The sequence below is a fragment of the Gordonia sp. ALPHA1B1 genome (genome assembly GCF_005502615.1).
In the GTDB taxonomy this organism is placed as follows: domain Bacteria; phylum Actinomycetota; class Actinomycetes; order Mycobacteriales; family Mycobacteriaceae; genus Gordonia; species Gordonia hongkongensis.
On sequence record NZ_SCOC01000047.1, the window covers coordinates 1 to 24,035 of the forward strand.

The window sequence follows — 24,035 nt, forward strand, 5'->3', positions numbered from 1 at the left end:
AACGTTTCCAACGTCTCCCGCTCGGCTTTCGTCAACCGCAAACACGCTGCCGGTGCACTCATCAACCCAGCCTACCGAACAACGAGCTAGACAATTGCGAGACACACCACTAGGATGTTCGGAGCAACGTCGTGCGAGACCCGGCACGGCCCGACAACTGAAGACGAGGGGAGTGGCATGCCGATCAGCCCGACGCAGGTGCGCGAACTCGTCGAAAAGCTCGTCGCCGAACGGGGATTCGACCTCGAGGACATCACGGTGCGCAGCCGGGACGGTCAGGAGGAACTGTCGATCGTGGTCGACCGCGACGGTGGCAGCGACCTCGACGTCCTTGCCGGACTCAGCACCGAGATCTCCGACCTCCTCGACGCCACGCCCGACTTCGCCGACCTCGCCTACGTGCTCGAGGTCACCTCGCGCGGCGTCGACAGCCCGCTCTCCCTGCCCCGGCACTGGCGTCGTAACACCGGTCGGCGCGTCGTCGTGGAGGTCGACGGCGGACCCGGCTCGCAGCCGCGCACCGTCGCCGGACGCATCGGCAGGCTGCTCGACGACCCGGCGCCGGCGGTCGAGGTGGTCGCGAACCACAAGGGGCGGATCGCGGTGGAGACCGTCGACCTCGCCTCTGTGACCCAAGCCGTGGTGCAGGTGGACTTCTCTCAGCCGAGCGTCCGCGAGCTCGAACTGTGCGGCCTCGAACCCGACGAGATCGAAGCGCGCCGCGCCCCTGCGACCGCGCGACAACTGAACACCACAAATGAACACGACAAGTGAATAGGAGACCGACGACATGAACATCGACATCGCCGCCCTGCGCATGATCGAGGCCGACAAGGGCATCTCGATCGAGACCGTCATCACCGCCATCGAGACCGCCTTGCTGACGGCCTACCGCCACACCGACGGTTTCGCGCCGCATGCCCGTGTCGACGTCAACCGCAAGTCCGGCGCCGTCCGCGTGATGGCGCAGGAGGTCGACCAGGATGGGAACGTCGTCCACGAATGGGACGACACCCCCGAGGGTTTCGGCCGCATCGCGGCGACGACCGCACGGCAGGTCATCCTCCAGCGCCTGCGTGACGCCGAGAACGAGAAGAACTTCGGCGACCTCGTCGCCCACGAGGGTGAGATCGTCGGCGGCGTCGTGCAGCAGGACTCGCGCGCCAATGCACGCGGGATGGTCGTCGTCCAGATCGGCAGCGACGCCAATTCCACCGAGGGGATCATCCCGCCCGCCGAGCAGGTGCCCGGCGAGGTCTACACCCACGGCGACCGGATCAAGTGCTACGTCGTCGGCGTGAGCCGCGGACCCCGCGGTCCGCAGATCACCCTGTCCCGGACCCACCCGAACCTGGTGAGGAAATTGTTCTCCCTCGAGGTGCCCGAGATCGAGGACGGCAGCGTCGAGATCGTCGCCGTGGCGCGCGAGGCCGGCCACCGGTCGAAGATCGCGGTGCACACCGGCGTGGCCGGCCTCAACGCGAAGGGCGCGTGCATCGGTCCGATGGGCCAGCGCGTACGGAACGTGATGAGCGAACTCGCCGGCGAGAAGATCGACATCATCGACTTCGACACCGACCCGGCGGTCTTCGTCGGGAATGCGTTGTCGCCCGCGAAGGTTGTCTCGGTGACGGTGGTCGACGCCGCCGCCAAGGCCGCGCGGGTCATCGTGCCGGACTACCAGCTGTCGCTGGCCATCGGCAAAGAGGGCCAGAATGCCCGGCTCGCGGCCCGGCTCACGGGGTGGCGGATCGACATCCGGTCCGACGCCGCGCCGGCGGCCGAGGGCGGGCCGGAGTGACGCGCAGCGGCCGATTGTCCCCGCCGGGCCCGCTCGCGCTAGACTGATCGATGGTTCAGCGATCCGCCCCCCGTTCGCCAGCCGGCGGCACACCCATCCGGATGTGCATCGGTTGCCGGCAGCGGGCAGAGGCCGGCGAGTTGGTCCGTGTCGTCGCACAGCTGTGCGGTGACACCCCGACAGTCGTGGTCGATCCCGCGAAGACCATGCCGGGACGAGGCGCGTGGCTGCACGCGCGGTCGGAGTGCATCTCCACCGCGACGCGACGCCGGGCCTTCGCCGCGGCACTCCGGACCCCCGGTCTGACCGTGGACCCGGACGATCTCACCGAACAGCTCGGCGCGATCACCCACCAGAGGATGGCTCCCCGGAGCCGGAACAGGTAGCAGAAGACATGAGCACACCGTGAAGTCACGATGAGCATGTACCGGACTTAAATCGAGGCCGTAGCGGGTGAGCCGCTTGGCCTCCAAGTGAGGAGAGCAGTGGCAGGCAAAGCCCGCGTGCACGAACTGGCCAAAGAGCTCGGCGTCACGAGCAAGCAGGTGCTCGAGCGTCTGAAGGAGCAGGGCGAGTTCGTCAAATCGGCGTCGTCGACGGTGGAGGCCCCCGTGGCCCGTCGACTGCGTGAATCGTTCCCCGGCAAGGACGGGGGAGCCAAGGACTCCAAGTCGTCCCCGGCCCCCGGCCCGCGCCAGAGCGCCAAGCCCGGACCCAAGCCGTCCGGCAACACGAACGCACCGAAGCCCGGTGCACCCGCAACCCCGTCGGCGCCGGTCGCCGACCGTCCGAGCCCCGGCCCGCGCACCAACGCGCCGAAGCCGGGCGCTCCCAAGCCCGCACCCGCACCGGTGGAGACCCCGGCGCCGGCGCCCGCCCCAGCGGCGGAACGCCCCAGCCCGCGTCCGACTCCCTCGGCACCGGCCCCGCAGGCCCCGGCCGCGTCGGCAGCACCGTCTGCTCCCACGTCGAGCCCGGGTCCGCGTCCCGGCCCGAAGCCGGGCCCGCGCACGCCGCGGGTGGGCAACAACCCGTATTCGTCGGCACCGGCGCCCGCGCCGCGTCCGGCTGCCCGTCCCGGACCGGGTCAGGGCGGTCCGCGTCCCGGTGGTGGTCGTCCCGGCGCCGCCGGCCAGGGTGGTCCGCGTCCCGGTGGCGGTCGTCCCGCCCCCGGCCAGGGCGGTCCCCGTCCCAATCCCGGCAACATGCCCCCGCGTCCGAGCCCCGGCGCCATGCCGTCGCGTGCGGCCCGTCCTGACGCCCGTCCGGGTGGTCGCGGCGGTGCCGGCGGAGGCCGTGGTGGTCCCGGCGGCGGCGGTGGTTACCGCGGCGGTGGCGGCGGAGCCGGTGCACCGGGAGGACCTCCCGGTGGCGGTTTCCGCGGTCGTCCCGGCGGCGGTGGCGGTGGCGGCCGTGGACGTGGCGGCGCAGCAGGCGCCTTCGGTCGTCCCGGTGGTGCACCGCGCCGTGGTCGCAAGTCGAAGCGGGCGAAACGCGCCGAGTACGAGAACATGCAGGCGCCGGCCGTCGGTGGCGTCCGGCTGCCGCGCGGCAACGGCGAGATCATCCGTCTCGCCCGTGGCGCGTCGCTGTCCGATTTCGCCGACAAGATCGACGCCAACCCGGCCTCGCTGGTGCAGGCGCTGTTCAACCTCGGCGAGATGGTGACGGCGACCGAGTCGGTCAACGACGAGACGCTCGAACTGCTGGGCTCGGAGATGAACTACCGCGTCCAGGTGGTCAGCCCCGAGGACGAGGATCGCGAGCTGCTCGACAGCTTCGACCTCACCTACGGCGAGGACGAGGGCGGCGAGGAAGACCTCGAACAGCGTCCGCCGGTGGTCACCGTCATGGGCCACGTCGATCACGGTAAGACCCGACTGCTCGACACGATCCGCAAGGCCAACGTCCGGGAGGGCGAGGCCGGCGGCATCACGCAGCACATCGGTGCCTACCAGGTGAACACCCACCTCAACGGTGAGGATCGCCTGATCACCTTCATCGACACCCCGGGTCACGAGGCGTTCACCGCCATGCGTGCCCGCGGCGCCAAGGCGACCGACATCGCGATCCTCGTGGTCGCGGCCGACGACGGCGTCATGCCGCAGACGGTCGAGGCGGTCAACCACGCCCAGGCGGCCGACGTGCCGATCGTGGTCGCGGTGAACAAGATCGACAAGGAAGGCGCCGACCCGCGGAAGATCCGCGGGCAGCTGACCGAATACGGTCTGGTCCCCGAGGAGTACGGCGGCGACGCCATGTTCGTCGACATTTCGGCCAAGCAGGGCGAGAACATCGACGCACTGCTCGAGGCCGTCCTGCTCACCGCGGATGCGTCGCTGGACCTGCGCGCCAACCCGGACATGGACGCCCAGGGTGTCGCCATCGAGGCGCACCTCGACCGCGGCCGCGGCCCGGTGGCGACCGTGCTGGTCCAGCGCGGCACGCTGAAGGTCGGCGACTCGATCGTCGCCGGCGACGCCTACGGACGAGTCCGACGCATGGTCGACGAACACGGCGACGACGTCCCCGAGGCGCTGCCGTCGCGTCCGGTCCAGGTCATCGGCTTCACCTCGGTCCCCGGCGCAGGCGACAACCTGCTCGTGGTCGTGGAGGACCGCATCGCCCGGCAGATCGCCGACCGGCGCAACGCGCGCAAGCGCAACGCGCTGGCCGCACGCAGCCGCAAGCGGATCAGCCTGGAAGACCTGGATTCGGCTCTCAAGGAGACCAGCCAGCTCAACCTCATCCTCAAGGGTGACAACTCGGGTACGGTCGAGGCCCTCGAAGAGGCCCTGCTGAACATCGAGATGGGCGACGAGGTCTCGCTGCGGATCATCGACCGCGGTGTCGGCGGCGTCACCGAGACCAACGTCAACCTGGCCGCGGCCTCGGATGCGATCATCATCGGCTTCAACGTCCGCGCGGAGGGCAAGGCCACCGAGTTGGCCAACCGCGAGGGCGTCGACATCCGGTACTACTCGGTGATCTACCAGGCCATCGACGAGATCGAGAGCGCGCTCAAGGGCATGCTCAAGCCGATCTACGAGGAGGTGGAGCTCGGCCGCGCCGAGATCCGCGCGATCTTCAAGTCGTCGAAGGTCGGCAACATCGCCGGTTGTCTCGTGCAGTCGGGCATCATGCGGCGTAACGCCAAGGCCCGCCTGCTGCGCGACAACGTCGTGGTCGCCGAGAACCTCACCGTGTCCTCGCTCAAGCGCGAGAAGGACGATGCGACCGAGGTCCGCGAAGGCTACGAATGTGGTCTCACGCTGACGTACTCGGACATCAAGGTGGACGACGTGATCGAGACCTACGAGCTGCGGGAGAAGCCGCGCGACTGATCGCGGCAGCGACTGCCTCGTACGACATCTCGACAGCTGTGGTGCGCGCCGACCGGTTTCCGGTCGGCGCGCACACAGCGCTACGGAAGGAGTCCTGTAATGGCTGATCCGGCACGAGCTCAGCGCCTGGCCAAGCGGATCTCGTCGATCGTCGCGTCGGCGATCGCGCACGAGATCAAGGATCCGCGACTGGCCTATGTGACGGTCACCGACGCCCGGGTGACCAATGACCTGCACGACGCGACGATCTACTACACCGTGATGGGTGAATCCATCGACGCCGAACCCGACTTCGACGCTGCGGCAGCGGGTCTGGCGAAGGCGACCGGTGTACTCCGGTCGAAGGTCGGCGCGGGTACCGGGGTGCGCTTCACCCCGACCCTGCGTTTCGTACTCGACACGGTGCCCGACGCCGCGCGTGAGATGGAGGAGCTCGTCGCCCGCGCCCGCGCGAACGACGAACTCGTCGCCCGGCGTGCCGCCGAGGCCAAGCCGGCGGGTGATTCGGACCCGTACCGCTCGGCGGACGACGACACCACCGGTACCCGCGAGTGAGCAGTTCGTCGAGTGCGGCGATCGCCGCGACGCTGGCCTCCGCGACCGCGGTGACCATCTGCTGTCATGTCCGCCCCGATGCGGACACGATCGGCAGCGGTCTGGCGCTGGGGCTGGCACTCGACCGCCGGGGCGTCGACGTCGAGGTCTCCTACCCGGGGACCGAACAGCTCCCGGCGTCGCTCGCCGGGCTGCCCGGTGGCAAGTTGCTGTGCGCTCCAGCGCAGGTCGTCGGACACCCACTGGTGGTCGCGGTCGACGCCGCCAACCTCGAGCGGCTGGACTCGCTCGGTGAGACGTTCACCGCGGCGCAGACCTCGATCGTCATCGACCACCACGCGTCGAACCCCGGTTTCGGCGATCTCGACCTGGTGGACCCGGCCGCCGACTGCACCGCCGTGCTGGTGCTCGACGTCCTCGACGACCTGGGCGTCGAACTCGACGCCGACATCGCCACCTGTGTCTACGCCGGGCTCAGCACCGACACCGGCTCGTTCCGCTGGGCCCGTCCGGCGTCGTTCCGGGTCGCGGCCCGGCTCTTGGAGACCGGCGTCGACACACGGAAGTGGAGCCGGATCCTGTTCGACTCCCATCCGTTCGCCTGGTTCTCGATGATGTCGGGTGTCCTGGCGTCGGCGCAGCTCGTACCGACCGCCTGCGACGGTGAGGGTCTGGTGTACGCCGTCGTCGACCAGCAGGCGCTGGCCGGGATGAGCTGGGAGGAGTCCGAGAGCGTCGTGGACACCATCCGGACCGCCCGCGAGGCCGAGGTGGCAGCGGTGTTCAAGGAGGGCGAGCCGGGCGTCTGGACGGTCTCGCTGCGGTCCAAGGACATCGTCGATCTCGTACCGATCGCCCGGGCGCACGGCGGCGGCGGGCATCGTCAGGCCTCCGGGTACAGCGACACCGGTACCGCCGACGAGGTGGTCGCCAGGTTGCTGGAGTCGCTCTGAGCCTCCCGTCGGAGCCGGATGCCGGGGACGCCCCTGGCGTGGCACGCATCGCCACCCTCACCGTCTCGGCTCTCGCCGTCCTCATCGCGCCGCCGCTGTACCTCCTGCTGGACCTGGCGGTCGTCGGACGCCTCGGCGGCGAACAACTGGCCGCTCTCGGCGTCGGCACCCTGGTGCTCTCGATCGTCAGTACGCAGCTGACCTTCCTGTCCTACGGCACCACCGCCCGCTCCGCCCGTCGCTTCGGCTCCGGTGACCGGCCCGGCGCCGTCGTCGAAGGCGTGCAGGCGAGCTGGATAGCGGTGGCGGTCGGCGTCCTGATCGTCGCCGTCGCCTACCCGTGCGCCCCGGTCGTGATGCGTCTGCTGGTCGGGACGTCGTCGCCGGAGTCCGCCGCGGTGGCCGACGATGCGGCGGGCTGGCTGCGGATCGCGATGTTCGGCGTCCCGCTGATCCTGCTGTCGATGGCCGGGAACGGGTGGATGCGCGGCGTCCAGGACACTCGTCGTCCCGTCGTCTACGTCGTGGTCGGGTTGTCCCTCGCCGCGGTCCTCGTCGTCGGACTGGTCCACGGCGTCGGCCCGTTCCCGCGTCTCGGTCTGGACGGCAGCGCGGTGGCCAACGTGATCGGACAGGGTGTGACGGGTGTGTTGTTCGCCGTGCGGGTGGTCCGCGAGGCACGGCGGGTCGCGGCGGGAGCCGACAGGTCCGGTTCGCGCGCCTTCGCACCCGACTGGTCGATCATCCGCGCGCAGCTGGTCATGGCGCGGGATCTGGTGGTGCGGAGTCTGTCGTTCCAGATCTGCTTCGTCTCGGCGGCCGCGGTCGCGGCGCGATTCGGGGTCGCCCAGGTGGCGGCGCACCAGCTCGTGCTGCAGCTGTGGGAGTTCATGGCCCTGTTCCTCGACTCGGTGGCCATCGCCGCCCAGGCGCTGGTGGGCGCGGCGCTGGGAGCGGGACGACTCGGCGCAGCCGACTCCGTCGCCCGGCGCGTCACGGCGGTGTCCGTGGTCGCCGCCACCGCGATGGCGGCCGTCTTCGCGGCCGGCGCGACGCTGATCCCGCGAATCTTCACCTCCGACGCCGCCGTCCTCGACGCCGTCGGGGTGCCCTGGTGGTTCTTCGTCGGCATGTTGCCGATCGCCGGCGTGGTCTTCGCGCTCGACGGCGTGCTCCTCGGCAGCGGCGACGCCGCCTTCCTGCGCACCGCAACCCTCGCCGGCGCCCTCATCGGGTTCCTGCCGCTGATCTGGCTGTCGCTCGTGTTCGACTGGGGACTCGCGGGTGTGTGGTCGGGCCTGGTGGTGTTCATGCTCGTGCGTCTGGCCACCGTGGTGTGGCGGATCCGGTCCGGCCGGTGGCGCCGGGCAGGTGCGGTCCGCACCTGATCGCGGTCCTCTGGCACGATGGATCCTCGTGGCTACTCTGTGGGCGATCAGCGATCTGCACATCGCGCATCGGGGCAACGAGCACATCATCGACAGCATCCGGCCGACGTCGCCGGACGACTGGCTCATCGTCGCCGGTGACGTCGCCGAACGCACCGACGACATCGTCGACACCCTGCGTCGTCTGCGGGCGAGGTTCGCCACCGTCGTGTGGGTCCCGGGCAACCACGAGCTGTACACGACGGCGAAGGACCCGCTGCAGGTGTTCGGGGTCGCGCGGTACGACTACCTCGTCCAGGCCTGCCGTGACATCGGCGTGGTGACCCCGGAGGACATCTACCCGCTGTTCGATCCGGGCGACGGCTCCGATCCCGTCCGCGTGGTCCCGATGTTCCTGCTGTACGACTACACCTTCCGCCCGGAGGGCACGGCCAACAAACTGACCGCGCTCGCGCTCGCCCGGGAACGCAATGTGGTGGCCACCGACGAGTTCCTGCTGTCGCCCGAGCCGTTCCCGACCCGGGACGCCTGGGGCCGGGCGCGGATCGAGATCACCCGGCGTCGGCTGCAGGCCATCGACCCCGCCGAGAAGACGGTCCTCATCAACCACTGGCCGCTGCGCCGCGAACCGTGTGACGCGCTCATCTACCCGGAGTTCGCGCTGTGGTGCGGCAGCGAGCTGACCGCCGACTGGCACACCGAGTTCAACGCGGCCTGCTGCGTGTACGGACACCTGCACATCCCCCGGACCACCTGGTACGACGGCATCCGGTTCGAGGAGGTGTCGGTCGGCTACCCGCGGGAGTGGAAGCGCCGGGGACTCCCGAAACCCCTGATGCGCAACATCGTTCCCGGAGACGGCCTCGGCGCGTCCGATCTGCCCGAGCACGGCGTTCGGTTCGATCTGCCGCCCGACTACGCCGAACGCGCCGCCGAGTTCCGGCAGCGGGTCGAGCAGCGGCAGGCGGAACGACGAACACGGCAGGCCGAGCGGCAAGCCGAACGGCAAGCGCGAGAGGACAACCGATGATCGAACAGCTCCTGCCGGCCGGCGTCGCCTCGGCGGAGGCGTTCGCCGATCCACCGGATCTCGTCCTGCTGCCGGCCGAGCAGAGCCTGATCTCGCGCGCGGTGGAGAAGCGTCGTCGCGAGTTCACCACCGTTCGGCATTGCGCCCGGCAGGCGCTGGGGGAGCTGGGTTACGAGCCCGTCCCGATCCTCAAGGGGGACAAGGGGGCACCCGTGTGGCCGGCCGGGATCGTGGGCAGCCTCACCCACTGCGACGGTTACCGCGCCGCTACGGTCGCCTACGCGATGTCGGTGCGTTCCCTCGGCATCGACGCCGAGCCGCACGACAGCCTGCCCGACGGTGTGCTCGAGCACACCAGCCTGCCCGCCGAGCGCGAGGTGCTCGCGACCCGGTCGGGTGACCTGCATTGGGACCGGCTGCTGTTCTGCGCCAAGGAGGCCACCTACAAGGCCTGGTTCCCGGTCGCCAAGCGTTGGTTGGGTTTCGAGGACGCGCACATCACCTTCGAACAGTCCACCCCGACGTCGGGGACGTTCACCTCCCGCATCCTCATCGACCCGGCCGCCGCCGACGGTGGGCCGCCGCTGCTGGAGTTCTCCGGACGCTGGCTGGTCGAGCGCGGCATCATCACCACCACGATCGCGCTGACCTGACGTGGCCGACGCAACCATCGAGAACGCCGGCCTGCTCGTCGTCGACAAGCCGGCCGGGATGACCAGCCACGATGTCGTCTCCCGATGCCGGAAGATCTTCAACACCCGCCGCGTCGGGCACGCCGGCACCCTCGACCCGATGGCCACCGGGGTCCTGGTCGTCGGGATCGAGCGGGCCACGAAGCTTCTCGGACTGCTGTCGCTGACGACGAAGTCGTACACGGCGACGATCCGACTCGGCGCGTCCACCACGACCGACGACCGCGAAGGCGAGATCCTCGGCACGGCAGACGCATCCGGGGTCCTCGACGCCGACATCACCACGGCCATGGCCGATCTCACCGGTGACATCCAGCAGGTCCCGGCGAAGGTCAGCGCCATCAAGGTCGACGGCCGGCGAGCGCACGCGCTGGTGCGGACGGGAGCCGACTTCGACCTCGCGCCGCGCCCGGTCACCGTGTCCCGCTTCGAGCTGCTCGACGCCCGGCGCGACGCGGCGTTCGTCGATCTCGATGTGGCCGTTGACTGTTCGTCGGGCACGTACATCCGGTCACTGGCGCGCGATCTCGGCGCTGCGCTCGGGGTCGGCGGGCACCTCACCGAACTCCGGCGGACGGCGGTCGGCCCGTTCACCCTCGACCATGCGCGGACACTCGACGACGTCCGCGACGTGCCGCGCGTCAGCCTCGACATCGACGAGGCGGTCAAGATCTCGTTCCCGCGCCGCGACATCGACGAGGACGAGGCCGAGTCGATCAGTCAGGGTCGATGGCTGGAGCCGATCGGCCGCAAGGAGATCTATGTCGTCGTCGATCCGCGGGAACAGGCGATCGCGCTGATCCAGGAAAAGGGTCGCCGCGCGAGTTCGGTGATGGTGGTGCGGCCGGCGACCCTGCGCTGACGCGCCCTGCCGAAGAAACGGGTCAGCCGCGCGGGACGACGAAGATGGCGCGCGCGGCGATGTCGCCGAGGTCGATGGGATCGCCGTCGTCGAGCGACACCGAGATCGTGCCCGCGAACGGGCGCTTCTCGGCGACGGTCACCACACAGTCGAGGGCGACGCCCACCTGGTCGAAGTAGCGCAGCATCTCGGGATCGGTGTCGGAGATCCGGGCGATGGCGCCCGACGCCCCGACCTCCAGGTCGGCCAGGAGCGCCGCGTCCGGTGCGGGGATCGAGCCGTCGAGTGCGGGAATCGGGTCGCCGTGCGGATCCCGGTCGGGGAAGCCGAGTTTCGCATCGAGCCGGGCCATCAACCGGTCGGACACCGCGTGTTCGAGAATCTCCGCCTCGTCGTGGACCTCGTCCCAGCGGTAGCCCAGCTCGCGCACCAGGAAGGTCTCGATCAGCCGGTGGCGGCGCACCATCAGGACGGCCGCGGACCGGCCCGCGGCGGTGAGGGTGACCGCGCCGTACGGTTCGTGCGAGACGAAGCCCTGGTCGGCGAGTTTGCGGATCGCCTCCGACGCGGTCGATGCGGACACGCCGAGGGATTGCGCCAGCAGCTTGGTGGTGACCTTGACGTCTTCCCACTCCTGGCTGGTCCAGATCACTTTCAGATAGTCCTGGGTCACCTGTGACAGTTCTGTCACCGGACGATCCGTTCCCCGAGGCATGACCAAGAGCTTAACCCCACCGCAAACGCGAGTGGCGGTGGTGGTTTGGAACACCGGGTGCCCGTAGTCTGGTCGCGTGTTGCGTTGGCGAGGTCTGGACGACATCCCCGCGGGCTGGGGACGGTGCGTGGTCACCATAGGTGTCTTCGACGGTGTTCACCGGGGACATGCGGAGCTCATCAACGCCGCCACGAAGGCGGCGAAGGAGCACGGCGTCCCGGCGGTGCTGATGACGTTCGACCCGCACCCGTCCGAGGTGGTCCGCCCGGGATCCCATCCGCCGCAACTGACGACGCTGACACGACGCGCCGAGCTGGCCGAGGAGCTCGGCATCGACGTCTTCTGCGTCATGCCGTTCACACCCGAACTCGCCGCCCGGTCGCCCAAGGACTTCGCCCACGACATCCTCGTGGAGACGTTGCACGCGGCCGTCGTGGTCGTCGGCGACAACTTCACGTTCGGACGCAAGGCGGCCGGCGACGTGGCCAAGCTCGCCGAACTCGGTGGGAAGTTCGGCTTCTCGGTGGAATCGGTCTCGCTGTTCGGTGAACATGCGGTGACCTTCTCGTCGACCTACATCCGCTCGTGTGTCGCGGCCGGTGACGTCGACCGCGCGACCGAGGCGCTCGGCCGCCCGCATCGGGTCGAGGGTGTGGTGGTGCGCGGCGACGGCCGTGGCCGCGACCTCGGGTACCCGACGGCCAACGTGGCCCCGCCGATGTACGCCGCGATTCCCGCCGACGGCGTTTACGCCGCCTGGTTCACGATCCTGGGCGCGGGCCCGGTCGTCGGCGAGGTCGAGCCGGGGGAGCGCTACCAGGCCGCGGTGTCGGTCGGCACCAACCCCACCTTCTCCGGCCGAACCCGAACGGTCGAGGCATTCGTCCTGGACAAGAGCGCCGACCTCTACGGGCAGCACGTCGCCGTCGACTTCGTGCACCGCATCCGCGGAATGGAACAGTTCGACGGCGTCGACGACCTGATCACCGCCATGGGCGACGACGTGACGAAGACGCGGGAGATCCTGGCGGCGGCCGAGAGCTGAGCCCGGTCGATTTGGGCCGGGTGCCACCCGGGCGGTAGCCTGATCAGTCGGTGTTGCTGCAGTCCGCGGTGGCGCACCGTGGTTGTTTCGGACGCGGTACTGAGAAACAGGAGTATCTCCATGGCTTTGACTGTCGAGCAGAAGAAGGAAATCCTCGCCGAGTACGGTCTGCACGAGACCGACACCGGCTCGCCCGAGGCCCAGGTCGCGATGCTGACCAAGCGCATCACCGACCTCACCGAGCACCTGAAGCAGCACAAGCACGATCACCACAGCCGCCGCGGTCTGCTGCTGCTGGTCGGCCGTCGCCGTCGTCTGCTGAAGTACGTCGCCAAGGTCGACATCAACCGCTACCGTTCGCTCATCGAGCGTCTCGGCCTGCGTCGCTGATCTCCCGACTTCCACCGGCCGCCCCCGAAACGGGGGCGGCCGGCTTTGTCGTATCGGGGGTCGTCGTATTGAGGTATCGACAGTCGGCGGTGATACGCTGACAGACGGATCGTGCCGGAACTCGAGGCAGTGCGGAACGACCAGCCAGATCGGTCCTCGGTAGTGGCCGCCGGAACCCTCGCCCGGGCAACCCTCGGGCGCGCAGGATTCCGGCCGCTTCGATCGAAGGCCGTCTGAGCACTCAGCCGGCGCAGACACGCTGCGCCATTCACCGTGCTGCCGCACATTCTCGGCGCGTTCTGGGTAGGTCTGATCCGCGCGTGCGCTGCTGTGCGAGCTCGCTCGACGTGACACGTGAGTTCGTGCTGCGCACCTCCGCGAAGGCCACCCCCAACCGCACAAGCGGCCACCTTCTCGTGGCCGCGTCAGACGGCCGCCGCCGGCAGCCGCTACGAAGGGATTCCACCCCACATGACAGATGTGAACACCACCGAAGACTTCGCCGACGACTACGACGACGCCATCACCGAGGCGACCGCCGTCATCGACAACGGGAGCTTCGGCACCCGCACGATCCGGTTCGAGACCGGACGCCTCGCGCTGCAGGCCGCCGGTTCGGTCACCGCATACCTCGACGACGAGAACATGCTGCTCTCGACCACCGCGGCGTCGAAGCACCCGAAGGAGCACTTCGACTTCTTCCCGCTGACCGTGGACGTCGAAGAACGGATGTACGCCGCCGGCCGCATCCCCGGATCGTTCTTCCGTCGCGAGGGCCGCCCCTCGACCGACGCGATCCTGACCTGCCGTCTCATCGACCGTCCGCTGCGTCCGTCGTTCGTCGACGGTCTCCGCAACGAGATCCAGGTCGTCGTGACCGTCCTCTCGCTGAACCCGAACGACCTCTACGACGTCGTCGCGATCAACGCCGCGTCCGCCTCCACCCAGCTCGCGGGTCTCCCGTTCTCCGGTCCGGTCGGCGGCGTGCGTGTCGCGCTCATCCCGACCGAGGAGAACAAGGCCGGGCAGTGGGTCGCGTTCCCGACCGTCGAGCAGCTCGAGGGCGCCGTGTTCGACATGGTCGTCGCGGGCCGCATCGTCGCCGGCTCCGGTGACAGCGCCGACGTCGCGATCATGATGGTCGAGGCCGAGGCCACCGACAACGTCATCGACCTCATCGCCGGCGGCGCGCAGGCACCGACCGAGGCGATCGTCGCCGAGGGCCTCGAAGCCGCCAAGCCGTTCATCGCCCGCCTCTGCGAGGCGCAGAAGTCCCTGGCCGCCGCCGCGGCCAAGGAGACCGCCGAGTTCCCGCTGTACCCGGCGTACCAGTCGGATGCCTACGACGCCGTGGCGGCTGCCGCCACCGATCGCCTGTCGGAGATCCTGACGATCGCCGGCAAGCAGGAGCGCGACGACAAGACCGACGAGCTCAAGGCCGACGTCCTCGAGCAGCTCGGCGAGCAGTTCGCGGGCCGCGAGAAGGAGATCGGCGGGGCCTACCGGTCGCTGACCAAGAAGCTCGTCCGGCAGCGCATCCTGACCGACCACTTCCGCATCGACGGCCGCGGCATCACCGACATCCGTGCCCTCTCGGCCGAGGTCGCGATCATCCCGCGCGCCCACGGCAGTGCGCTGTTCGAGCGCGGCGAGACCCAGATCATGGGTGTCACCACACTCGACATGGTCAAGATGGCGCAGCAGATCGACTCGCTCGGACCCGAGACGTCCAAGCGGTACATGCACCACTACAACTTCCCGCCGTACTCGACCGGTGAGACCGGTCGCGTCGGATCGCCCAAGCGTCGCGAGATCGGCCACGGTGCGCTCGCCGAGCGTGCCCTGATGCCGGTGCTGCCGAGCGTCGAGGACTTCCCGTACGCGATCCGCCAGGTGTCCGAGGCACTGAGCTCCAACGGTTCGACCTCGATGGGCTCGGTCTGCGCGTCGACCATGTCGCTGCTGAATGCCGGTGTGCCGCTGCGCGCCCCGGTCGCCGGTATCGCCATGGGCCTCGTCTCCGACACCGTCGACGGCGAAACCCGTTACGTCGCACTGACCGACATCCTCGGCGCCGAGGATGCCTTCGGCGACATGGACTTCAAGGTCGCGGGCACCAAGGACTTCGTGACCGCCCTGCAGCTCGACACCAAGCTCGACGGCATCCCGTCGCAGGTGCTCGCGGGTGCGCTCAGCCAGGCCAAGGACGCCCGACTGACCATCCTCGACGTCATGGCCGAGGCCATCGACGAGCCCGACGAGATGAGCCCGTTCGCGCCGCGGATCACCACCATCAAGATCCCGATGGACAAGATCGGCGAGCTGATCGGCCCGAAGGGCAAGACGATCAACGGCATCACCGAGGAGACCGGCGCCAACGTCTCCATCGAGGACGACGGCACCGTGTTCGTCGGCGCGGCCGACGGTCCGTCCGCGCAGGCGGCGATCGACCGCATCAACGCGATCGCCAACCCGCAGCTGCCCAAGGTCGGGGAGCGCTTCCTGGGCACCGTCGTCAAGACCACCGCGTTCGGCGCCTTCGTGTCGCTGCTCCCGGGTCGCGACGGCCTCGTGCACATCTCGAAGCTCGGCAAGGGCAAGCGCATCAACAAGGTCGAGGACGTGGTCAACGTGGGCTCCAAGCTCCGCGTCGAGATCGCCGACATCGACGAGCGCGGCAAGATCAGCCTCGTCCCGGTCGACGACGACGCCGACAAGGCCGACGCATCCGCCCCCGACGCGGTCAAGGATGACGCGGTGAAGGCCGACGCCTGATCTGAGAACGACCCACCGGGGCCCGTCGTCCATTGCGGACGGCGGGCCCCGGTGTCGTCTGGAAGCCGGCGTCAGGATCGGTCGGCCGTGTCGAAGCTGATCTCGAAGCCGTCGGTCCAGGCCGACCCGGATCCGGCGATCTGCTCGTAGAGGCCTTCGATGGTCTGGGCCGTCGAGATCGCCTGGTCGGGGTTCTGCGTGCCGAAGTTGCCGCTCGAGGAGATCCCGACGAGGACATACCGTCCGCCACGGGTCTCCTGGTACCACGGTGAACCCGAATCCCCGCCGAGGACGACGAGTTCGGCGTTGACGAGACGATGCTCGGGCGCGGCGTCCTGATGCAGCAGGGCGGTCACGGTGCCGACGGTCGTCCCGGTGCGTTCGCCGGTCTTGGCGACCGGTTCGCCGACCTCGGGGTCGGCCGCCGTAGCGAACACGGGGTCCACCTCCCAGTCGTCCTCGATCGCGATGACGGTGTAACCGCGGGGATCGGCGAGCGTGATCGACCCGTCGGGGGTGCCGCCGTCGTCCTGCCAGTCCACGACCTCACCGATCGTCTCGCCGTCGGTGGTGGTGACCTCGTCGCCGACGCCCTCGGCGCAGTGCCCAGCCGTGACCGCGAGACGGTCGCCGTCGGCGTTGGTCCCGAAGAACCCGATGGAACACAGGCCGTCGCCGATCAGGATGCCCTGGCCGGCGGTGAGTGTGTCGGCGTATTCGGGCGTGATGGCGGCTGCGGGGGCGGTCGTGCCCATTGCCACGGCCAGAGCGGCCAGCAGGGCGGTCGCGGCGGCGACGTGAGGCTTGATCATCGGGGTTCCTTTGCTCCGAGAGGGTGTCTGCTCCCTTCGAGCCGAACCCGGGCCTCGCGGTGTGCCGGCCGGACCCCGAATCATTCGACCGGCCGACGGTCTTCGGAGACCCCGGGCCCGCCTAGACTCTGCAGACATGGCCGGTGAGGAGAAGCCGCGGCTGACGGTGGCGCGGCGTCGGGACGCCGGCGGGATCTCGGCGGCGAGCACGGTAGCGGAACTGCTCCGCACCGCACCGGTGATCGGCCGGGCCGACATGACCGTCCGCCAGGCGGCCGCGTTGATGACCGAGCGCGGACAGGACTACGTGGTGATCCCGCTGCCGGACCGGAGCTTCGGCGTGCTGACCGACGGCGACATCCGGGCCGAGGTGGTCGCGGCCGGCCGCAGCGTCGACACCTCGGTCGGGGAGATCGTCACGGAACCGGCGTTCGTCGTCGATGCCGGTGCGGCGTCGATGGACGTGCTGACCGAGCTCGTCGACCGCGATCTGGCGATCGTCCCCGTCCGTGGCGCCGACGGCGAGGTGATCGGTGTCGTCGGGGCGGGGGATTTCGTCGCCGACCCCGTCGGTGCGGGCATCCCGCTGCGCGAACAGATCCGACGTTCGATCGCCGTCGAGGAGCTGCAGGGGCACGCGCGCAGGCTGCCGCAGTTCGTGGCCGATCAGGTTCGCCGGGACCGACCGCCGTACGAGATCTCGCGCGCGGCGTCCATGATCGTCGACGCGGTCGTCGGTCGCGCGCTCGATGTCGTCCTGACCGCACACCCCGAACTCGATCCCGCGGCGTTCACCTGGTTGTCGCTGGGCAGCAACGCCCGTCGGGAGCCGGTGCTGAGTTCGGACGTGGATTCGGCTGTCTCCTTCGACGATTCGGCCGGCGGCGAGATCGAACGCTATCGGGCAGCCTTCGGTGAGGTCGACGAGGTGTTGCGGAACGCGGGACTGCGGGTCGACGACAACGGCGCCGTCGCCTCGAAGCCGCTGTTCGCGCGGACCCACACGCAGTGGCAGACGGCGGCGCGAGCGTGGATCGATGATCCGCTCGCCGGCAAGGGCATGATCTTCACATCGCTGATGCTCGACGGCCGGCCTGTCCGCGGGCGCGCCGCGGTGTCGGCGACGCCTGCGGTCGCGATGATCGCCGGGTTGCGGCGCGACCCGCGGACGATGAATCTGCTGCTGGCCGAAACCCTTTCGACGCGTGCCCGGTTGCGGTCCCGGCGGGATGTGTTGACCGGTCGGGGCAACATCGTCGACATCAAGGGGCATGCGGTGACACCGCTCGTCAACATCGCGCGGTGGGCCGCGGTCAGTGTGGGTTCGACCGACGTCGACACCCGCGGCCGTCTGCGCGCGGCGTCCGGCAGCGAGATGTTGCCGACCGATCAGGCGTCGACGCTCATCGAGGTCTTCGATGTGCTGCAGCGCGTTCGGCTGCGATATCAGGTCGCACAGTTCGACAACGGTGATCCGCCCGGCGATCGGTTCGATGTCAGGCAGTTGTCCCCGCTGGACCGCAGCCTGCTCGGGCAAGCGGTCCGCGAGATCGCCGGAGTGCAGCGCCGCATGTCGACCATGAGCCGACTTCTTCCCGGACCCGAGCAGGTGACCTGAAACCCGATGTGCCTGATCCTTTTTGCGTGGAACGCGCACCCCACTCAGCGGTTGATCGTGGCCGCCAATCGGGACGAGCAGCACCGTCGCCGCACCTTCGCGCTGTCGCACTGGGACGACCTGCCGATCCTCGGCGGTCGCGACGCCGTCGCCGGCGGTACGTGGATGGCTGTCTCGGCCGAGGTCCCCGACCGGGTGGCCATGGTCACGAACGTCCGGGTCGGGCCTGCTCGACGGGCCGGAATCCGTTCGCGCGGACAGCTTCCCGTGGACTATCTGATCGGCGACGACGACCCGAAGGTGTACGCTCACCGGGTCCTCGACGATGCGGCGGCGTACGATCCGGTGAATCTGCTCGTCGCCGATCGGGACGAGCTGTGGTGGATGACCAACTGGCCGGAACCGCGCGCCGAGCGGGTGGCCGACGGCGTGCACGGTCTCTCGAACGGGGCCCTGGACAACGACTGGCCGAAGGTCGTCGACGGCGCGGCGGCGTTGAGTGGTCTGGTCGAGGCAGACGGCGGCGGGTCGGCTGGGTCTCCGGACGAGTCCTACTTCGCCATGCTGGCCGACCAGGATCGGCCGGACCCGACGCGTCTGCCCGACACCGGCGTCGGACCCGAGGCCGAGGCGGCGCTGTCGCCGATGTTCATCAACATCCCCGGGTACGGCACCCGGGCATCGACCCTGCTGCTCGTCGGGTACGACGGCCACGGATCGATGACCGAGCGCCGCTACGGCTGGCGGGGCCGACGCCGCGGAACCACCACGCTGACGTTCTGATCAGTTGTGCGCGAAGGGGTTCGGCGACACGTCCAGGTCGAGTGCGGCGCCGACCTCGGCGGTGAACAGTTGACCTTGCCGGGTGCTCAGTCCCGAGGCGAGTGCCGGGTCGGCTGCGCACGCCTGCTCCGGTCCCGAGTCGGCCAGCCGGAGGACGTAGGGGAGGGTCGCACCGGTGAGCGCCTGTGTCGACGTACGCGCGACGTTGCCGGGCATGTTCGCGACGCAGTAGAAGACGGTGTCGTGGACGGCGAAGGTCGGGTCGTCGTGGGTGGTGGGTCGAGAGTCCTCGAAGCAGCCGCCCTGGTCGATCGCGACGTCGACGAGCACCGCGCCCGGCTTCATCTGGGCGACCGTGCTGTTCGAGACGAGGACCGGTGCCTTGGCGCCCGGCACGAGGACGGCTCCGATGACGAGGTCGGCACCGAGGACCGCCTCCTCGACCGCCAGGGCCGTGCTGTACCGGGTGTGGACGCGGCCGCCGAAGCGGGCGTCGATCGATCGGAGTTTGGCGATGTCGATGTCGAAGACGGTGACCTGGGCGCCCATGCCGAGCGCGATCTGCGCCGCGTTCACGCCGCTGACGCCACCGCCGAGAACGACCACGTCGGCGGGCTCGGTTCCCGGCACGCCACCCATGAGTACGCCCCGACCGCCCGCCGAACGCATCAGGTGATAGGCACCCACCTGCGGTGCGAGGCGTCCGGCGACCTCGCTCATCGGGGCCAGCAACGGGAGCGCGCCGTCGGCGGTCCGGACCATCTCGTAGGCGATGGAGGTGATGCCCGACGCCAGCAACGCGTCGGTGCAGGCCCTGCCGGCGGCCAGGTGCAGGTAGGTGAACAGCGTCTGATCCCGGCGCATCAGCGCGAACTCCGAGGCGATCGGTTCCTTGACCTTCAGCAGTAGTTCGGCCTGCTCCCAGACCGCGGCGGCGGTTCCCAGGATCTGTGCACCGGCGGCCTTGAAGTCGTTGTCGGCAATGGCGGATCCCTCGCCCGCGCCGGCCTGGACGATCACGTCGTGGCCGCGCTGGTGGAGTTCGGCGACGCCGGCGGGGGTGATGGCCACGCGGTATTCGTGATTCTTGATCTCGGTGGGAATGCCGATGCGCATGATGACTCCGTCGGGTTGTGGTCTCCTGAACGTTCCTCGATGAACTGGTTTTCAGCGTGAAGGAACATCGGCCATGACACAATCGTGCGGAAGAATATTCTCGCGAAGCGCGGTCTGCCGACGATCGTGTGAGGACGGAGGGCGCGATGGCCACTACACCGAAGGATGTTCGGGCCGGTGAACTCGACGCGACGGACCGGGAGCTGCTCCGCCTGCTGCAGTCCGATGCGCGGATGCCGAACAGCGAACTGGCGCAGCGCGTCGGCATCGCCGCGTCGACCTGCCACGGCCGACTGCGTCGGCTCGTCGACCTCGGCATCATCCGCGGCTTCTTCGCCGACGTGGACCCAGCGGCGCTGGGGCGCCCGCTGCGTGCCATGGTCGCCGTCAGTCTGCAGTCCGACGCGCGCGGTCAGATCCGGCGCTTCGTCGGCGAGATCGCCACCCACGACGAGGTGATCGACGTGTTCTTCCTCGCCGGCACCGACGACTACCTGCTGCATGTCGCCGCCGCCGACACCGAGGCGCTGCGCCAGTTCGTCGAACGACTCAACGGCCGGCCGGAGGTCGCCGGAACCACCACGTCGCTGGTGTTCGAACACCGCCGCGGCGGTGCCCCGATCTTCTGAGGAGAGACGCCACTAGACTGGCCCGGCAGCGACTCGGCCGGCAGGACACGACACGAAGAGGTGGACATGAGCGGGATCAAGGTGGGCGTCCTGGGCAGCCAGGGCAAGGTCGGGCAGGCGATCGTCGCCGCGGTCGAGAACGCCGACGACCTCACCTACACCGTGGGCGTCGACAAAGGCGACTCGCCGGAGTTCTTCACCGACACCGAGACCCAGGTCGTCGTCGACTTCACCCACCCCGATGTGGTGATGGACAACCTGAAGTTCCTCATCGGCAACGGAATACACGCCGTCGTCGGGACCACCGGATTCACCGAGGAACGCCTCGACACCGTCCGCGGCTGGTTGTCGGAGAACCCCGGTGTCGGCGTCCTCATCGCACCCAACTTCGCGATCGGCGCGGTGCTGTCCATGCGTTTCGCGGCCCAGGCCGCCAAGTACTACGACTCGGTCGAGGTCATCGAGTTGCACCACCCGCACAAGGCCGACGCGCCGTCGGGAACCGCCTATCGGACGGCAGCGCTGATCGGGCGCGCGCGAGCCGAGGCCGGTGTCGGACGCAGTCCTGATGCCACGACCGAAGAACTCGACGGCGCCCGCGGCGCGGTCGTCGACGACGTGCGCGTCCACTCGGTGCGGCTCGCGGGACTCGTTGCCCATCAGGAGGTGCTGCTCGGCACCGAAGGCGAGACGCTCACCATTCGGCACGACTCGCTCGACCGGGCGTCGTTCGCCCCCGGAGTGCTCCTGGGCGTGCGCAGCATCGCCGGCCGCCCCGGACTCACGATCGGGCTCGAAGAACTGATGGACCTCTGACGATGACCTCCTCCGGCCCGCCGAACGAACCGGCCCACGACGAGGACACCGAGGGCGGCGCACCCCGACTCGGCCCGCGCAAGAAGGACTCTCGTCCGATCGTCTGGATGATCGCATTCCTCGTCGTGGCGCTCATCGTGTACTTCGTCCTGCTCGGATGGCGTGGCTTCCAGCTGATCGCCTCCGGGTCGGCCGCCGGGATCGGTCTCGGTCTGGGCGTGATCGCGCTGCCGCTGATCGGGGCGTGGCTGGTCTACGCGACGCTGCGGGCGGGCCTCGAGCACCAGAAACTCGCCGCCATCATGGCCGACGAGGGACGTGAACTCGACATCTCGAACCTGCCGCACCGCGCATCGGGCCGGATGGAGCGCGACGCGGCCGACGAACTCTTCGCCCAGGTGAAGGCCGAGTGGGAGGCCGACCCGAGCGACTGGCGCAACACCTACCGCATCGCCCGCGCCTACGACTACGCCGGCGACCGCACCCGTGCCCGCTCGATGATGAAACGGGCTGTCGCCCAGTACCACGGCCGGGAGCAGTAGTCCGATGAGCCGGCTGCTCATCGTCCACCACACCCCGTCACCGGCATGCCAGGAGATGTTCGAGGCAGTCGTGTCCGGTGCGACCGACCCCGAGATCGAAGGCGTCGAGGTGATCCGACGCGCCGCGCTCGCCGTCACCGCCTCCGACTTCCTCGACGCCGACGGTTACCTCCTCGGCACGCCCGCCAACCTCGGATACGTCAGCGGCGCACTGAAACATTTGAGTTCGCGATACCCCCCATGTACGAGGAGTCGCTGGTCAGCGATGGGATCGGTGGCCGCGTGAGTAAGGAGACAACCGGCGTGTCAGCTCTCGATAGCGCGGAAGCGCTTCTCAGTGATGTTGAATCGCTGATGCAGAACCACCCTGCCCAGAAGGACCCGAGCCGTGGACGCCCGCCCGGGGCCGGGTACGGTCCTTTGCTGCGAGCATGCGTGGCGCTCTGCTACACGGCGTGGGAAGTCTACGTCGAAGAGGCACTCAACGAGACTGTCGCATCGCTCTGCAACGACCGTGACCCCGGTGCGCTGCCTGACGCGCTCCGCACCTGGGCGTCCCAGAACATCGCCGATGGATGGTTGTTCGCGGGGGACTCATGGCGCGTCGAGATCCCGCGAGCGGTGGAGTCGCTAACCCTTGGAGACGGAGACACCGAGTTCGGGCTCAACACAGCTAGCCCCAAACAGGTATCGATTCTGTACCGCGACGTGCTCGGTGTAGACCCTCTTGCAGCGGTGCGATGGCAGCGACGATCAAACAAGTCGGTTCGCGACGAGGTTCACCAGCTCGTCAAGGTGCGCGGAGAGATCGTCCACAAGGGGGCGACGCCGGGATCGCTCAATCTCGCGGGCGTGCGTGCCTGGGTGGACTTCGTCCGCCGCCTCTGTAACAAGTTCGACCAGCAGCTAGCCGAGTTCATGACAGAGGAAACGTAGGCGATGAGCCGCCTGCTGATCGTGCATCACACGCCATCGCCCCACTGCCAGGAGATGTTCGAGGCGGTGATCTCCGGGGCGACCGACCCCGAGATTGAGGGTGTCGAGGTGGTTCGCCGTGCGGCCCTCTCGGTTTCGGCGAGCGAATTCCTCGAAGCCGATGGCTACCTGCTGGGCACTCCCGCCAACCTGGGCTATCTGTCAGGTGCTCTCAAACACGCCTTCGATGGCGCCTACTACCAGATCCTCGACTCGACCAAGGGGCGTCCGTTCGGGGCCTACTTCCATGGCAATCAGGGGGCCGAGGGCGCTCAGCGAGCCTTGGACTCGATCACCACCGGCCTGGGTTGGACTCGGGCGGCAGCCGACGTGGTGGTCTCGGAGAAGCCGACCAAGGCCGACTTGGAGGCGTGCTGGGAGCTGGGAGCGACCGTCGCGGCACAGCTGATGGAGAGCTGACGTGGAGCTGACCGCATAGGGCGGTTCAAACAACGTGTGATGTCGTCTGACCGGGCGAACCTCCGTCGCCAGAACCACTGAGACTCGGACTACCTGCGCATACTCGACAGATGGGTATCTGGGACGACGCATCGAGCATCAACTCCGCGCGAAGCGCACAGGCCAACGCAGCGGTGAGCGCGGCAGAGGCAGGACGTGCGCGCGCACATGAGTTCGCCAAGGAGATGAAGAGGCTGGGCGTCGGGCCGTCTTCGCACCGCCTGGTCTCGACGAATCGATACATCAAGGTCCCGCGTGGTCAGCGGCATGTCACCGGATGGATCGTCCCCAGTCTGTATGGGTCGCTCGGTAGCGGGCCGATGCCCTATCGATTTGCGACCATCGTGACACCCGATGGGGTGGCTGTTCCGGTCGGCCAATACCCAAGACCAGGGAAGCTCTTCGGAACGAAGTTCGAGTTGGAGGAGAGTGACGCTGGGATAAGCGCGGACGGTGCCGCCCACGCGCTGGCTTGTGCGATGCGCGGCGAGGTCGTGACAACGAAGGACCTCCCGGCATACATCGAGACATAGTTGCGCGGATCGAGGGTGCAGCGTGAAACGAACTATCCACAGCCGATTTGCGCGTCAAAACAGAAGTCGGTGCCGGGGGTTACGATCATGAATGGCAGATTCAACCGATCTGCTTCAGAGACGCCGAGGCCCTGCCAGAGCGGACTCCGACAGGGCTCGACGCGTATTTGGCGATACCGCTACAGCCTAGAGGGTGAGCGAA

The 24,035-nt window shown here is 68.8% G+C and carries 24 protein-coding genes and 1 pseudogene; 22 read left to right on the top strand and 3 right to left on the bottom strand.

The annotated features are described in order from the left end of the window. The first annotated feature begins 177 nt into the window (after positions 1–177). From rimP to truB, 10 genes are all read left to right on the top strand, one after another. Positions 178–774 (top strand): ribosome maturation factor RimP, encoded by a 597-nt coding sequence (gene rimP, locus FFS52_RS21105; protein ID WP_137810829.1) that lies wholly within the window; start codon positions 178–180, stop codon positions 772–774. Positions 775–790: 16 nt separating this feature from the next. Beyond that, positions 791–1,801 carry a transcription termination factor NusA gene (nusA, locus tag FFS52_RS21110; RefSeq protein ID WP_058250130.1) on the top strand — a complete coding sequence of 337 codons (1,011 nt, stop codon included), beginning with the start codon at positions 791–793 and terminating at the stop codon, positions 1,799–1,801. A gap of 101 nt (positions 1,802–1,902) precedes the next feature. Continuing rightward, positions 1,903–2,187: a YlxR family protein gene (locus FFS52_RS21115; RefSeq protein WP_058250131.1), complete on the top strand. Its 285-nt coding sequence runs from the start codon at positions 1,903–1,905 to the stop codon at positions 2,185–2,187. Between the two features lie 99 nt (positions 2,188–2,286). Continuing rightward, positions 2,287–5,145, top strand: a complete 2,859-nt coding sequence (gene infB / locus FFS52_RS24080) for a translation initiation factor IF-2 (RefSeq protein ID WP_137810830.1) — start codon at positions 2,287–2,289, stop codon at positions 5,143–5,145. Positions 5,146–5,244: 99 nt separating this feature from the next. After that, entirely contained in the window at positions 5,245–5,700 is a 456-nt protein-coding gene (gene rbfA, locus FFS52_RS21125; RefSeq protein WP_137810831.1) for a 30S ribosome-binding factor RbfA, read from the top strand. After that, on the top strand, positions 5,697–6,653 hold the full coding sequence (locus FFS52_RS21130; protein ID WP_058250134.1) for a bifunctional oligoribonuclease/PAP phosphatase NrnA: 957 nt from the start codon (positions 5,697–5,699) through the stop codon (positions 6,651–6,653). Before rbfA ends, FFS52_RS21130 begins: the two co-directional genes overlap by 4 nt. A 38-nt stretch (positions 6,654–6,691) precedes the next feature. Further along, positions 6,692–8,041 carry an MATE family efflux transporter gene (locus FFS52_RS21135; RefSeq protein ID WP_171011695.1) on the top strand — a complete coding sequence of 450 codons (1,350 nt, stop codon included), beginning with the start codon at positions 6,692–6,694 and terminating at the stop codon, positions 8,039–8,041. A gap of 28 nt (positions 8,042–8,069) precedes the next feature. Further along, positions 8,070–9,071 (top strand): metallophosphoesterase, encoded by a 1,002-nt coding sequence (locus FFS52_RS21140; protein WP_171011696.1) that lies wholly within the window; start codon positions 8,070–8,072, stop codon positions 9,069–9,071. Further along, positions 9,068–9,724, top strand: a complete 657-nt coding sequence (locus tag FFS52_RS21145; protein WP_058250136.1) for a 4'-phosphopantetheinyl transferase — start codon at positions 9,068–9,070, stop codon at positions 9,722–9,724. Before FFS52_RS21140 ends, FFS52_RS21145 begins: the two co-directional genes overlap by 4 nt. A 1-nt stretch (position 9,725) precedes the next feature. Beyond that, entirely contained in the window at positions 9,726–10,625 is a 900-nt protein-coding gene (gene truB / locus FFS52_RS21150; protein WP_137810834.1) for a tRNA pseudouridine(55) synthase TruB, read from the top strand. 22 nt (positions 10,626–10,647) lie between these two features. On the opposite strand, the gene FFS52_RS21155 is transcribed toward truB, so the two are convergent. Further along, positions 10,648–11,340, bottom strand: a complete 693-nt coding sequence (locus tag FFS52_RS21155) for a metal-dependent transcriptional regulator (RefSeq protein ID WP_065628946.1) — start codon at positions 11,338–11,340, stop codon at positions 10,648–10,650. Positions 11,341–11,416: 76 nt separating this feature from the next. Between FFS52_RS21155 and FFS52_RS21160 the strand changes: the two genes are divergently transcribed. The 3 genes from FFS52_RS21160 (at position 11,417) to FFS52_RS21170 (ending at position 15,550) form a co-directional block, all read left to right on the top strand. Further along, a complete protein-coding gene (locus FFS52_RS21160) occupies positions 11,417–12,385 on the top strand; it encodes a bifunctional riboflavin kinase/FAD synthetase (protein WP_082652846.1) in 969 nt (322 codons plus the stop codon). Between the two features lie 120 nt (positions 12,386–12,505). After that, positions 12,506–12,775: a 30S ribosomal protein S15 gene (gene rpsO, locus FFS52_RS21165; RefSeq protein WP_004021887.1), complete on the top strand. Its 270-nt coding sequence runs from the start codon at positions 12,506–12,508 to the stop codon at positions 12,773–12,775. Between the two features lie 471 nt (positions 12,776–13,246). After that, a complete protein-coding gene (locus tag FFS52_RS21170) occupies positions 13,247–15,550 on the top strand; it encodes a polyribonucleotide nucleotidyltransferase (protein WP_137810835.1) in 2,304 nt (767 codons plus the stop codon). Between the two features lie 71 nt (positions 15,551–15,621). Here FFS52_RS21170 and FFS52_RS21175 read toward each other — a convergent pair whose 3' ends face one another. Then, positions 15,622–16,362 (bottom strand): hypothetical protein, encoded by a 741-nt coding sequence (locus FFS52_RS21175; protein WP_137810836.1) that lies wholly within the window; start codon positions 16,360–16,362, stop codon positions 15,622–15,624. Between the two features lie 136 nt (positions 16,363–16,498). Between FFS52_RS21175 and FFS52_RS21180 the strand changes: the two genes are divergently transcribed. After that, positions 16,499–17,980, top strand: a complete 1,482-nt coding sequence (locus FFS52_RS21180) for a putative nucleotidyltransferase substrate binding domain-containing protein (RefSeq protein WP_137810837.1) — start codon at positions 16,499–16,501, stop codon at positions 17,978–17,980. A gap of 6 nt (positions 17,981–17,986) precedes the next feature. Continuing rightward, positions 17,987–18,763, top strand: coding sequence for an NRDE family protein (locus FFS52_RS21185; RefSeq protein WP_137810838.1), 777 nt, complete (start codon positions 17,987–17,989; stop codon positions 18,761–18,763). Here the strand turns inward: FFS52_RS21185 and ald are convergent, their stop codons facing one another. Continuing rightward, positions 18,764–19,879 (bottom strand): alanine dehydrogenase, encoded by a 1,116-nt coding sequence (ald, locus tag FFS52_RS21190; protein ID WP_137810839.1) that lies wholly within the window; start codon positions 19,877–19,879, stop codon positions 18,764–18,766. It lies immediately after the preceding gene. A gap of 146 nt (positions 19,880–20,025) precedes the next feature. Here ald and FFS52_RS21195 point away from each other — a divergent pair, with 146 nt between their 5' ends. From FFS52_RS21195 to FFS52_RS21225, 7 genes and pseudogenes are all read left to right on the top strand, one after another. Beyond that, positions 20,026–20,508, top strand: a complete 483-nt coding sequence (locus FFS52_RS21195) for an Lrp/AsnC family transcriptional regulator (protein WP_058250145.1) — start codon at positions 20,026–20,028, stop codon at positions 20,506–20,508. A gap of 66 nt (positions 20,509–20,574) precedes the next feature. Continuing rightward, a complete protein-coding gene (dapB, locus tag FFS52_RS21200) occupies positions 20,575–21,324 on the top strand; it encodes a 4-hydroxy-tetrahydrodipicolinate reductase (RefSeq protein WP_137810840.1) in 750 nt (249 codons plus the stop codon). 2 nt (positions 21,325–21,326) lie between these two features. Next, on the top strand, positions 21,327–21,866 hold the full coding sequence (locus FFS52_RS21205; RefSeq protein ID WP_137810841.1) for a hypothetical protein: 540 nt from the start codon (positions 21,327–21,329) through the stop codon (positions 21,864–21,866). A 4-nt stretch (positions 21,867–21,870) separates the two neighbouring features. Next, positions 21,871–22,086, top strand: a pseudogene (locus FFS52_RS21210) (flavodoxin family protein); the annotation flags it as partial. Between the two features lie 62 nt (positions 22,087–22,148). Beyond that, a complete protein-coding gene (locus tag FFS52_RS21215) occupies positions 22,149–22,802 on the top strand; it encodes a HEPN domain-containing protein (RefSeq protein ID WP_249356534.1) in 654 nt (217 codons plus the stop codon). Between the two features lie 3 nt (positions 22,803–22,805). Beyond that, on the top strand, positions 22,806–23,261 hold the full coding sequence (locus FFS52_RS21220) for a flavodoxin family protein (protein ID WP_137810843.1): 456 nt from the start codon (positions 22,806–22,808) through the stop codon (positions 23,259–23,261). A gap of 110 nt (positions 23,262–23,371) precedes the next feature. Beyond that, the gene (locus FFS52_RS21225; RefSeq protein ID WP_137810844.1) at positions 23,372–23,833 is read left to right on the top strand and encodes a hypothetical protein; all 462 of its coding nucleotides are present in this window, start codon (positions 23,372–23,374) and stop codon (positions 23,831–23,833) included. Positions 23,834–24,035: the final 202 nt, after the last annotated feature.